At 45.5% G+C, this 12,944-nt stretch carries 7 protein-coding genes; 6 read left to right on the plus strand and 1 reads right to left on the minus strand.

Going from position 1 to position 12,944, the window contains the following annotated elements; genetic code table 11:
- The first annotated feature begins 266 nt into the window (after positions 1-266).
- The 6 genes from BUB59_RS06635 (at position 267) to BUB59_RS06660 (ending at position 12,072) form a co-directional block, all read left to right on the plus strand.
- Entirely contained in the window at positions 267-716 is a 450-nt protein-coding gene (locus tag BUB59_RS06635) for a hypothetical protein (protein WP_073227438.1), read from the plus strand.
- 18 nt (positions 717-734) lie between these two features.
- A complete protein-coding gene (locus BUB59_RS06640; protein ID WP_073227443.1) occupies positions 735-4,673 on the plus strand; it encodes a carbohydrate kinase family protein in 3,939 nt (1,312 codons plus the stop codon).
- A 3-nt stretch (positions 4,674-4,676) separates the two neighbouring features.
- The gene (locus BUB59_RS15170) at positions 4,677-5,381 is read left to right on the plus strand and encodes a hypothetical protein (protein WP_143160262.1); all 705 of its coding nucleotides are present in this window, start codon (positions 4,677-4,679) and stop codon (positions 5,379-5,381) included.
- Between the two features lie 85 nt (positions 5,382-5,466).
- Entirely contained in the window at positions 5,467-7,278 is a 1,812-nt protein-coding gene (locus BUB59_RS06650) for a glycoside hydrolase family 9 protein (protein ID WP_073227449.1), read from the plus strand.
- Positions 7,279-7,473: 195 nt separating this feature from the next.
- The gene (locus tag BUB59_RS06655) at positions 7,474-10,212 is read left to right on the plus strand and encodes a beta-L-arabinofuranosidase domain-containing protein (RefSeq protein WP_083540208.1); all 2,739 of its coding nucleotides are present in this window, start codon (positions 7,474-7,476) and stop codon (positions 10,210-10,212) included.
- A gap of 90 nt (positions 10,213-10,302) precedes the next feature.
- Complete coding sequence (locus BUB59_RS06660; protein WP_073227453.1) at positions 10,303-12,072, plus strand: DUF4832 domain-containing protein; 1,770 nt, start codon at positions 10,303-10,305, stop codon at positions 12,070-12,072.
- Positions 12,073-12,238: 166 nt separating this feature from the next.
- Here the strand turns inward: BUB59_RS06660 and rpe are convergent, their stop codons facing one another.
- Positions 12,239-12,886: a ribulose-phosphate 3-epimerase gene (rpe, locus tag BUB59_RS06665; RefSeq protein WP_073227455.1), complete on the minus strand. Its 648-nt coding sequence runs from the start codon at positions 12,884-12,886 to the stop codon at positions 12,239-12,241.
- Between the last annotated feature and the right edge of the window lie 58 nt (positions 12,887-12,944).

Below are 12,944 nucleotides of genomic sequence, written 5' to 3' on the forward strand. Positions count from 1 at the left end.
TGGTAGAGATCAAAAGCCCGAATCCATTCTTTTTCTGTGTGTTTCTTATACATGAAAACCCCGAAGGTTGTGTCCAACTTTCGGGGTTCACATCACATTCGCCTTTGGGGATTTTTGTTTTTAGTTCGTCGGAAGTGGAGCGTCCGCGACTTGGTTCCTTTTGAAAACATAAAAATGGTGGGAAATTTTTTAGAAGCCTCGTTTTTTTTTGGTAGATTTAGTAAGGGTTAACTCTTGAGAATAGATGTAAAATTTAAAGGAAAAAAATGAAAAAAGTTTTTTTATCTCTGTTGATGTTTTTCACTTGTAGTGCGATTGCCCAGAACGAACCTGTGTGCAACGGAAGCAACTCCAATGGTTTTGCGGGTATTCCGCTAACGTCTTGCGCATACTCAATATCGTCGTATAGTATAGGGATGAATGCGGGATTGTTTTTTGTAGATACGGGGTATGATGTAACTTATAATGGAAAAAAATATCGTCTACGATTGGCGGTAACCTCTTCCAGTGCTTATTACAAGGATTATCAGGCTATTCTGCAAACGGCATATGCGACAAGAAGCAAGATTCAATTGATTTATCCAAATTTTGCATTGGTGGGTGTAGGCGATGCCAATGTGGGAATGAGTGATACAGAATGCCGTATGAACCATGATAATGAAGGCAACCCAGCAAATATGTATTGTCCAATTCAGGCAGTCGAGTTACTTAACTAGTTTTTCACATAGATTGTTATGCTTGCCAACTATCGGAATATCCTTGTAGTTTTGTTCATTTTAGCACAATGTGGTTTAGCTTCTGTTCATAAGATTTATCACAATGTTGCGACTATCGTTTCCTTACAAGATGGCGATGAAATTGTACTAGATAGCATGCCTCTGAGTTGGGGCGTGAGTAGGGTTGTGCTAGGTGTGAACTCTGTTCCTGCTTTGCAATTGTCTGGGTATTTGACGATAAATGGGTGTAAGTATTATTTAGATAACTCTTATAAGCAAATAGATTTTGCTTACAATAGTGTTATTTCAGTTAAGTATTATGGTTCAGCACAAAAACTTCCTATCCAGTGGTGGGTGGATTCAGCTCCTATTCAATCAAAATGTGATGATGGCTTCGAGAGTGCTAGGAAAGATTCTATTCGTAGCATTCTTCAGCATTTTGTTGATTCTGTACATGCTTTCAGAATAAAGGATTATGTTGACCTAGGTGAAATTAACTCAGTGACGAATTTTGAAGGTAGTTCTGAAATGTTTAAAATTACAAAACTGCCTGATTGGTTTTATAATCAAATTAATGTAATGATTGAAGCTACAGATGGTCGCGAATTACGTGGGTATGTATATGTCGGTGGAAAAAGGGTGAAGGTTGAGGGATGGAGTTCTAGATTTACTTTGTATCAAAAGACTTCTTTGGTACCGTTCTTTGAGATTGCTTTTCCAGAATATAGAAAGGTGAGAGTTAGATGGTGGGTTGAGTCAAAATCGGTTTCTAAAACAGAGGTAAAGGCTAAAGAAAACATTTTTTCAGAGGATTCTATTAAGGTTGATTACTTATTTGGACAGACTCCTTATACAAAGGAGGTGGTTAGCCTTGTATTTGATAAAAATTCCTTTAGAGACAAAAAGATTCCTTCGGTAGAACGATTGTCTTTTGATCCGCAAGGACCTAATAGGTCGGCTGATTTAGCTATACGTGGTGCAATCTATGATGTGCACGCTGTTTTGAATAGTGGCGATAGTGTTGTTTTCGCTTTGCCTTTGGAATTTGTCTATGATGTTGAACGAGATTCTGTAACCATAGAACATTTTATTGAAGAGGAAAATCGATGGATTGAGGAATCTGTTGATAGTATTGTAGGAAATTACGCTTATTTTAAAGTGGGACATTTTTCGTGGCTACGTACTCTTTGCCGAACTATAACCACGGGCATTGTACACACAATGTTTCCGGCTGTGGCCGTATGTGAAACACTTTCGGAAGAATGTAAAAGAATTGTAAGTGGAGCTATTAATAGTGTCGCGGATGTGGAAACGGGTGCTATGAATGGCGTTGGTTGGGTGCTGACGTTGCTTGAAAACATTGCATGTGGTAGTTTTGGTGTTGTAAAGGATATGTTTTTTCCACCTCAGGATTCAATGTGGAGTATTGGTCAGGGAAAATTGGATACCGCTGCGATTCGAAAGCATGGTGTAGATGTTATTAAGGAATTGAAAAAATTGAGAGAAATGCCACTCAAGATGCTTTCTAAAACTCAATGCGGTATAGGGACTCCGCTACAAACTTGCAGATGGGAAACAACAAAAGATAATTTGGACATTTTGCTGGCTGATGCGATACTTGCACAATTTCCACCTAGCGATGGAGACTCTTCTTATGGAAAAAACAAATATGTTTTTTCCATGGATGAGGAAAAAGGTATGTTAAAAACAATAGCTGGTGATTCCGTAAAGGAAATGAAGTATACGGATTATTTTATGTCTCATAGTTCCTTTGTCGATGAGGCTGTAACCTCCATAGATGGTGTTTTGCAATGTTTTAATGTAGTGAATTACAATGGTTCAAAAATACAGAGTTATGTGAATTTCTATAAATCGTTATTTAGTCTTTCTGGCTATACAGAAACTTGTCATGATTTTTTTGATTTGATTGTTGGTAATGATTTAGGATATCTTGGGTCTACATACGATTGTGCTGTAGATGGGATTTCTGGATTAAGTTTTCTTGTTGATAATTTTGGTGGGTATACGGATATTCTTCAAAAAATATCAGATGTTATGGTAAGGGTGTCTTTGTTAGCTTGGTTAAAAAATGGGGATGACTTTAGAAATTTTTCACTTTTGAAATACAAGACCACATATGACGGGATTCGTGCCTGGCTAGAACTTGTTGGTCCTTTCCTTGCGGAAAATAACATTGTGGTGAAAACATATGGCAGTTTGGCTCTGTATGAGTATATTCATTATGGAACAAAAGAAAATCTTGACATGATAAATAGTGGTTTAAATCGTCATTATGGTCCGAATGGTGGGTATTCCGAAGGTATGGGTTACTCTCAATATATATGGGATGATTTAACCTATGTTCTAGCGGCGCTACAAGATGCGTATAAATCAAAAAATGTGAATTTTCCTGGTATTAACGGAAAATTCTTGAAATCTCCGGATTACATATTTGAATTCTCGAGGCCGGTGAGAACGGTTGTGGAAGATGTTTACTATCCTCTAGGTTTAATTCCCGTGGAAGCTGATGATGGTGTGACGTATAATCCAGACTATCGTGTGTGGGCAAAATTAAAGAATGATCCGAAGTACCTGGCGATGAGTGAAGCATTCCCTTTAAAGGCTGAAAACGGTAAAATTAATGTTCTAGTCTCATTTGGGTTTCCCGATGATAGTTTGTATAAATCTAGCAGAAAAATACTTCCTCAAAGGGATTCTCTTTGGGGAAGTTTTAAGGATGGTGTAGGACTGATTACTGTGGTGAAAAATAGGGATACTGTTGCTCTTTCAATGATTGCCGAAGATGGCGAACTTTGGACTCGTGGGCAGGCGCATGATCAGCAGGACAATTTATCAATTACTCTTTCTAGCTCAAAAAGCGGTTTTTTGATTCAGGATAGGGGGTATTCTAGTTTTGATAAGAGAGGTTCCTCTGATAAATTTCATCGTTATAATGATCACAATGTGTTGACCTATGAGGAGGGACAAGGTGATAATAAGCATATTCCCTTTAGTGATATTTGGTCAAGAGCGTATGATATTTTGGATGACTACCCTGGTTTCAGTTTAGATTTGCTCATCGGAATATTTGATTTATGTAATCGGGTTGGTAATAAGGACTATAATTTTACCGTGGAGGGTGGTCAGGACGCGTCTGTTTTGGAACGTCGAATCGAGGATTATGAAAATAAGGTCGTTGGTTATACGGCAAGGATGACTTGGTCCCATAAAAAAGATGATACCTATGATGCTGTAATTGAAAATAATCGAACAATTCTGTATTTTGGCGAAAACTTTTGGGTAATTGACCGGCCGAACATGGCTGGGTTGAATTGGCTAGCAAATTCACCGATTAATTCTTGGAAAAATACGAAATTAAAATTGTATAGTTCCGCACAGAAGGATGCGGTGGACTTAGGCGCTGAAAATAATCAAAATGGCTTTGATATAGTGCAGAAAGTGTTCAGGGCAGATTTTCATTTTAATGATAGAGGAGAGGTTGTGCTTACGAATTATCCTTATTCGTTGAGTGATGAAAATGCCTTGACATACGTAATGACTTATGCTTTGGGTGAAACCTCCCTTGAAAGGGATGAATTGAATTGTAAAGAGAATTATCAATGTTTTATGAGTTTGAATAAAAGACTGCGGCTTGTCGTTCCGCCAAGGGGTGAAAAATTCAAAATTTGTGATGTACTTCCATTTGATGAGTGTTCTGGCGATGTGTTTTCAAATGGAATAACGATGTTTACAAACTTAGAGAATGATGGTAAGTGGAATTCTTCTTGGGTTTTAGATGGAAGACTGACTTGTGTTGAAAAGGGTAGGGAAGAGGAGTGTGAGTCAGTGAAAGTTTCAAAAACTAATTATTCTTTTGCCAGAAAGGATGGCTCTGTTGTAAACGGCAAATACTCTAATGCGTATTTACCTGCTGTTCCGATTTTATTGTTGAGGTAGATTGTGCAAAAGCTTTTATGGGTGATCCCGCCTTTGCTGATTTTTTTAGGGTGTGATATGAATGCTGGCTGTGATGGAACTTTTGTCAGTTGTTGTGACGGAAGCACGAAAAGACATGCCGAGAGTAATTTGCTGTTGCACTTTTATACAAAATGTAATTTTGATGATGGATGTGACTTAAACTTGTATTTTTCAGGGGCTTTTCGTGATACTATTCGAGGCTCTTGTGGCCTTGATTTTAATTTAATGCTTCAGTCGGATGATTCGCTGGTTTCTGTGCGAAGTGATAGAACGTATATGTTTTCTGTAAAAGAGAAAGAAGATGCTTCCTGGTGGTTTAAAAATGGTGAATATTTCAATTTTCCTTTAATTCATGAAGACCATATTAAGTTCTCTTTAATTGATGCGGATAAGGTGTCGAAGGATTATGATATCGATGTATCTGAAATAGTCCATTCCTATGAGTATGATGGTGATTCTGTACGGGTGAAGGTTTTGGATAATTGCCGTGTGACTTTATTTTGGAGAAAAAAAGGGTATGTTGAAAAAAATTTTGAGTATTATAGAGGTAATATTCAGGGCGAATATTTTTCATTTCCCATATCAGATGATTACCTGTCGTATTTTGATTGCAATTGTTGGCTTCACAAACAAAGCTCTTTTGGAACGGATGATGTTGAAATGGCCTTTCGTATATACTGGAAGTGATTTTTGGGGCTTTTGGTTCCTTTTGAAAACATAAAAATGTGGGTTGCTTTAGCACAAAATCTTGTTTTGTAAGTATATTCAGGACATGAAAAAGTTTAATTCTGTTGTTTTGTCTGTTGCGCTGGGTAGCGCCTTGTCCACAAGCGCTGTCGCCGGCCCCCTTTTGATCAACCAGCTGGGCTTTACCCCGGAATCCGAGAAACTGGCCATTGTGCCGGGCAGTGATGCCAACGAGCTGGAAGTCCGTGACCTTAATGGAAAGACTGTCCTGAAGATGGATGCCCCCATGGTCTATGACTGGGAATACAGCGGGGAAGAAGTTCAGACATACGACTTTTCCGCCGTGAAGACTCCGGGAACCTACCGCCTCTACCGCGGTGGCGAATACCTGGGCAACCCCATTGTCATTGGTGACTGCGTTTATGAAGAGTTGACCAAGGGTGCCATCAAGTGGTTCTATTACCAGCGTGCCAGCATGCCTATCGAGGCCCAGTACGGTGGAAAGTGGGTCCGTGCCGCCGGCCATCCCGATGACCAGGTGATCGTCTATGGTACCGATGCCCGTACCGCTCCTGGCTACGAGAAGGCTGTAGGGAAGAAGCATCCCAAGGCTGGTCAGAACGTGATGATCAACTCTTCCAAGGGTTGGTACGATGCGGGCGACTACGGCAAGTATATCGTGAACTCCGGCATTACCGTGTTCACCCTGCTGGAAATGTACGAGGATTTCCCGACTTATATGGATACCCTCTCCTGGAACATTCCCCGCGAGTTGAAGAACTACCCGGCGCTTCTGGAAGAAGTGAAGTACAATCTGGACTGGATGCTTACCATGCAGGATGTTGACGGTGGCGTTTACCATAAGGTTACCACCTTGATGTTTGGCGCTTCCGTGATGCCGGAACTGGATGGCGCTCCCCGCTATGCCATTATCAAGAACGTCACCGCAACTCTGGATTTTGCCGCAGTCATGGCCCAGGCTTCCGTGATTTACAAGAAGGCCGATGCTGCTTATGCGGAAACTTGCCTGAAGGCTGCAGAAAAGGCTTACGCCTGGGCTAAGAAGTATCCCAAGGCATTCTACAAGCAGCCTTCTGATGTGCAGACCGGTGAATACATGCATGGTGGTGAAGACGGCAAGGATGAATTCCGCTGGGCTGCCGCTGAACTTTATCGCGCCAAGGTTGCCTACGGTGCCGGCAAGGACAAGGCCGCTGCAGGTTACCTGGCTGACCTGAAGAAGAACAAGTTTACTCCCGATGGCGCCTGGTGGGGCAACGTGAATATGCTTGCCGCATTCCGCGTGGCCAAGGACGCTGCAACTTTCGGTGCTGACTTGAACAAGGCCGCAAAGAAGGTGGTGATGGACGAAGCCAACAACCTGCGTGCTGTGGGTGATACTAGCGGTTACCATCTGCCTGCATTCCCCTGGAGCTGGAACTGGGGTTCCAATAGCGCTATGGCCAATAACGCCATGGTATTGCTCCACGCCTATTACCTGACCGGCGACAAGAGCTACGTGGATGGCGCACAGCAGGTCCTTGACTATCTGCTGGGCAAGAACCCCATGGAAATCTCCTACGTGACAGGCTTCGGCTATCGTAGCGCTCGATTCCCGCACCACCGCCCCAGCGAAGGCGACCTGGTGGACGATCCGGTGCCGGGTATGCTGGTGGGTGGACCTCACCTGGGCAAGCAGGATATTAACCTGGACGGCAAGGAACTTTGGAAGTGCCCCAACTATGCCGCCGCAGACAAGCCGGCTCTGGCCTACATCGACAACCGTTGCAGCTATGCTACCAACGAAGTGGCCATTAACTGGAATGCTCCCCTGGCTTATATCTCTGGCGCCCTCCAGGCGGTTTATCTGGGGAACAAGGCTGCCTCTGTGAAATAATCCTCCGGATTGTTGAATTAAGAGTTTAAAAGGACCTCGCGCAAGCGGGGTCTTTTGTCATTTCTGGCGGTTTGGTTTTTGCAATTTCTGCAAAACTGTTTGCGATGAGGGGGTGGATTTAGGGCTTTTTCGGTCCTATTTTTAGAATGGGAAATTCCCTGGATAGGTGTATGTAGATAATCACGAGGGAACAATATGTTCGGAGTATCAATTAAAAGCTCTATTCGCGGCTCTCTTTCTGGAAAGTTCCGCTTGGTTGCCTTGTCGCTGGGTCTTGCGGCAGGCATTGGTTTTGCACAGGATCAGCTTTATACGGAAATGTTTCCGCTGTCTGCTGTTAAGCTCTTGGATGGCCCCCTGAAGGATCGCCAGGACTTGAACGGCGAAACTCTTTTGGCTTATGACACGGATAAGCTGATTGCGCCTTTTTATGAAGAAGCGGGTATGACCCCGAAGGCAACCAAGTTCAGTAACTGGGCGGGCCTGGATGGCCACGTTCTGGGTCATTACTTGAGTGCCCTGGCCATGCATTATGCAGCTACCGGCGACGCAAATATCAAGAAGCGTATGGAATATGTGGTGGACGAGCTGGAAATCATCCAGAAGCAGAATTCCAAGGACGCAAACTTTGTAGGCTACATTAGCGGCGTTCCCAATGGAAAGTCCATGTGGCTGAAATTCAAGGGCGGAAATGCCGGCGCTCAGAGCGGTTATTGGGTACCCTGGTACAACATTCACAAGACTTACGCAGGCTTACGTGATGCCTGGATGTACGGTGGCATTGACAAGGCCAAGACCATGTTCCTTTCTCTTTGCGACTGGGGCATCACCATTACCAACGGCCTCAACGATAGCGCCATGGAATCCATGATGGGTACGGAATACGGTGGCATGAATGAAGTGTACGCCGACGCCTACGAAATTACCAAGAACTCCAAGTACTTGGATGCGGCCAAGAAGTGGTCCCATAAGTGGCTCTTGAACGCCATGGCTGCAAACAACGACGTGCTTTCCAACAAGCACGCCAACACTCAGGTGCCCAAGGTGGTGGGTTTCGCCCGTGTGGCTGAACTGAGTGGCGATAAGACCTACAAGGCCGGCGCCGAAACCTTCTGGGATATCGTGGTGAACAAGCGTAGTATCGCTATTGGCGGTAATAGTATTTCCGAACATTTCCCGGATTACGACAAGTACAACAAGTACATCGAGGAACGTGAAGGACCTGAATCCTGCAACACTTACAATATGCTGAAGCTGACGGAACGTTTGTTCCACATGACGCCCAGCGCCAAGTATGCGGACTTCTATGAACGCGCCTTGTTCAACCATATTCTTTCCACCATTCATCCGACTCACGGTGGCTACTGCTACTTTACACCGGCCCGTCCCCGCCATTACCGCGTGTATTCCAAGGTGAATGCGGGCATGTGGTGCTGCGTTGGCTCCGGCATGGAAAATCCGGGTAAGTATGCGCAGTTCATCTACACTAAGGAAAATGACGCTCTGTACGTGAACCTTTATGCAGCGACGGAATTGAACTGGAGCGAAAAGGGTGTTAAGATCAAGCAGGAAACCGCCTTCCCGAAGGGTGAATCTTCCAAGTTTACCGTCAGCGGTTCCGGCAGTTTCAAGATGATGTTGCGTCATCCTTACTGGGTGAAGGCCGACGAATTCAAGGTGATCGTCAATGGCGATACCGTGGTGACCAAGTCCGATGTTTCCAGCTATGTATCTGCGGGAACGGTAAAGTCCGGCGACGTGGTGGAAGTTCTGTACCCCATGTACACCCATACGGAAGACCTGCGTGGTGTGGACAACTACGTGGCACTTCTTCACGGTCCCATTGTGCTTAGTGCAAAGACAGGTACGGAAGGCTTGAGCGGCTTGGTTGCTGATGACGGTCGCTGGAGCCATATTGCAGGTGGCGCCTTGCAGTCTCTGGATCAGGCCCCCATGCTGGCTAGCGAAAAGGCTGACATTCCTTCCAAGGTGACTCCGGTAAAGGGCGAACCCTTGCACTTTAAGGCTCCTTACTTGTTCGCCGCCCAGAAGGATGCGGGCTTGTTGCTGGAACCCTTCTACGAAGTGCACGATGCTCGCTATATGATGTATTGGATGGTGATGACCGATCCTACTGTTCTTGAGAAGCTGAAGAAGGAACAGGAAGAAGCCTTGGCTCTGGATGACAAGACGGTGGACAAGGTGGCGCCTGGTGAACAGCAGCCCGAAGCAGATCACCGCATGAAGAATGAAAATTCTAGTACGGGAACTGCTAACGGTGAATTCTACCGCGATGCCGGTAAGTGCTCTGGCGGCGATGGCGGATTCATTAGCTACGAGCTGGAAACCAACAGCGAAGACTCTCTGGATCTGATGGTGCGCTACTGGGGTAACGAAGGTTGCACCCGCGCCTTCGACATCATGATTGACGGTGAGAAACTTGCCAGCGAAAACATTGTGAACAAGTGGAAGGTGGATGAATTCGTCAATGTGAAGTATCCCATTCCCGACAACATGGTGAAGGGCAAGAAGGTCATTACCGTAAAGTTCCAGGCAAGTACAGGAATGGTGGGCGGTATCTTTGGAGTGCGCCTCCTGCGTAACAAGCCCAAGCCGGAAGTTGTTGAAACTGTGGATTCAACTTTGGCGATTCGTCGCGGGGCAACTGATGCTACTTCTGGATTTGAGGGTTTCCGCGCCCGCGCCACATCGAATATCCTGCAGCTGGATGCGGGAAGACCCTTGCAGGGCAACGTTTCCTTGAAGATCTTCTCCATGGATGGTCGCATGGTGATGACTCAGGTGCTGAAGGCTGGCCAGTCTGAATTTGCGGTGGATATTTCCGGAATGAAGAACGGCAACTACATCTTGCGCCTGGTACAAAACGGTGCGGTGTACGCAAATACCATCTTCAGCAAGAAGGGCGGCATCTAGACACTTTTTTAGGAGGGTTGGAGAGGACACCTGGCGAAAGCTAGGTGTCTTTTTCGTGTTTTGGGTTTATATTATGGAGGTGAGGTTGGAATGAAGAATAAAGTTTTAGAATTTGCCTTTGTTTTAATCACTGGCTTATTATTCGTGCAGAATGTGCAAGCCAAGGATTATTTGGTGCTGCAGGATTTGGACTACACTGATCAGCTAGAGACTTTGCCCAATTATGACCGCGGCTTTTATTATTCACAGGCGCTCCATGTAAAGGCAAACGGTACGAAGCCTCTGGAAACCATTTACGGTAAATTGGTTCACCTTCGTGCAGATATTGCGGAGTTCAGTAGCCGCGCTTGGCTCTCCATTGATTCCGTGACCACGCCGGGCAAGCGTGATACTACTTGGGGCAAGTCCCAGGATTTGACGGAAGACGCCCTGAGTGTTTTGCAGACCACCTTTGATAACATCCGTAAGAATGGCAGCAAGGTTATTGTCCGTTTCTGTTACGACCCGTGGTTTGATGGCCACTCTAATACTACTGCAGAGCATGAGTGGGTGCTTCGCCATATTGAACAGCTGGCCCCTCTCCTGACAAAGAACATTGACATTGTGGTGGCTCTCGAAATGGGCATGCACGGAGCCTTCGGTGAAATGCATTCCGATACCAGTATTACTTATGCGCGTGTGGCTGAGGCGGTGAACAAGATGTTGCGCCTGACGCCGCCGGAGTTGAAAATTCTCACCCGCACGGCGAACTATTCTGCGGCGGTCCTTGGGTTTGAAAACTGGGGCGTAGATTTCAACATCGATAGCGATGTATTCAAGCAGATTGCGGAAACCAAGGGCGACACCATGTATCGTGTGGGAATGTTCAACGATGGCTATCTCGGGACGGAATATGATTACGGAACCTGGGGCAGTGACTGCGCGAAATCCATCTGCCGCGAGGAAGGCGTGGCCTGGCTTGAAAAGTACAGCGTCAATACACCTTACGGTGGCGAGGCGGTTGCAACAGCCAGCGGCTACAAGGTAATCAATACGCCTGAATTCTTGGCTCACGAAGGCTTCCGTACACACACCAGCTATTTGAATATGCATTGGAACAACAATGTCATTGACAGCTGGAAGGCAGCCCACTTTAGCGGCAAGGATTACGAATACGATGGCGAGGAGGATGAATCCCTAACGGGCTACAAATACATTGAAGATCACTTGGGTTATCGCTTTGTGTTGCGTGAATCCTGGTTGCCGGATACGGTGTTTGCGGGTGAACAATTGAAAGGTAAAATCAAGGTTCAGAATGTGGGCTTTGGAAATTTGACTCGAAAGGCTGCTGTAAAGCTATTGCTTTCAACAGATGAATGTCATGTGGAAAATTTGCCAGAAGAAAGTTGGAATGGTTGTTTTTTCCTGGATACGGTTTCTATCCCTATTGTGTATGTAGATACATTGAAAGATGTAGATTTCAGAAATGTTCATAGCCGTACTATTAAAGTCAATGGTAACGACACCTCCATGACTTTTGACGGAACAAATGAAATTGAGTTCGAGGTCAATGTCCCTCAAAGACCTGGTGAATTTAGAGTCTATTTATATGTAGAAGATGTTTATTTTGCGAATGGATTGTATTCTAACCTTTATCCTATTCCTAATAATGCAATACACATAGGGTCTTTTTTCTTGACGTCAAAGAATAATCCAAACAGAATAATTCCTGCTCGTATGGAGCGAAGCGAGAATGGTGGGAATAATCGAGTCCGCATAGAACGTAATGACCAGAAAATCCAGATCCGCGATGGTCGCGGCAATTCCCGCGACGGAGCCAGCGACAAATTGTTCCGCGTAAATGGGGCGAAACTCCACTAGAGAAATACGGATCTTTTCCGGATGAAAAAACTCCAGCCCGAAAGCTGGAGTTTTTCATTTTATAAACCCTTGCGGATAGATTTTGCGGAATTTGTAAAAGCTAGATCCTTCGACTTCGCTCAGGATGACGTGGGGAACGACGTACCTTCCAGAATGACGGCTTTAATTAACCGTTGACGAGCTTGACGAATTCGCGGCACACTTCTTCAGGATTGGGCTTGCCGAAAATGGCGGAACCCACCACGAATACGTTTGCGCCTGCTTCCTTGCAAGCTAGGATGTTGTCCAGCTTGACGCCGCCATCGATCTGGATGTCCAGTTCCGGCTTCATCTGGCGAAGTTCGCGGATCTTGTCCAGGCAATAGGGGATGAGGCTCTGGCCACCGAAACCCGGGTTCACAGACATGACGAGGACCATGTCCACGATGTCCAGCACATGCTTGATGTTTGCAAGGGGCGTTGCGGGGTTGATTGCCACAGCGGGCTTGACGCCGAGTTCTTGAATCTGGTGCAGCAGGCGATCCAGGTGGTTGGTGGTTTCGGCATGGACGCTGATGAGGTGTGCGCCGGCCTTGGCAAATTCAGCCACGTAGTTTTCGGGATTGGCAATCATCAGGTGGCAATCCAGGGGCAGGTTGGTGCCCTTCTTGACGCAGGCGGAAATGCCCGGGCCAAAGCTGATGTTGGGAACGAAGTTTCCGTCCATGATATCCAGGTGAACGAGGCCTGCGCCGCCATTCTCGATGGCCTTCAGACCGTTACCCAGTTCCAAAAAGTTTGCGTTCAATACGCTAGGTGCGATAATCTGCTTCATGTATGGCAAGTTAGAAATTTTGACTATGACTCGCAAGACTCTGGAGCGCCTTGGCACA

This window comes from Fibrobacter sp. UWEL (genome assembly GCF_900142535.1).
Lineage (GTDB): Bacteria > Fibrobacterota > Fibrobacteria > Fibrobacterales > Fibrobacteraceae > Fibrobacter.

Coding starts and splice junctions, on each gene's coding strand:
- BUB59_RS06660 (WP_073227453.1), top strand. CDS start 10,303: ATGAAGAATAAAGTTTTAGAATTTGCCTTTGTTTTAATCACTGGCTTA.
- BUB59_RS06635 (WP_073227438.1), top strand. CDS start 267: ATGAAAAAAGTTTTTTTATCTCTGTTGATGTTTTTCACTTGTAGTGCG.
- BUB59_RS06650 (WP_073227449.1), top strand. CDS start 5,467: ATGAAAAAGTTTAATTCTGTTGTTTTGTCTGTTGCGCTGGGTAGCGCC.
- BUB59_RS06640 (WP_073227443.1), top strand. CDS start 735: ATGCTTGCCAACTATCGGAATATCCTTGTAGTTTTGTTCATTTTAGCA.
- rpe (WP_073227455.1), bottom strand. CDS start 12,886: ATGAAGCAGATTATCGCACCTAGCGTATTGAACGCAAACTTTTTGGAA.
- BUB59_RS06655 (WP_083540208.1), top strand. CDS start 7,474: ATGTTCGGAGTATCAATTAAAAGCTCTATTCGCGGCTCTCTTTCTGGA.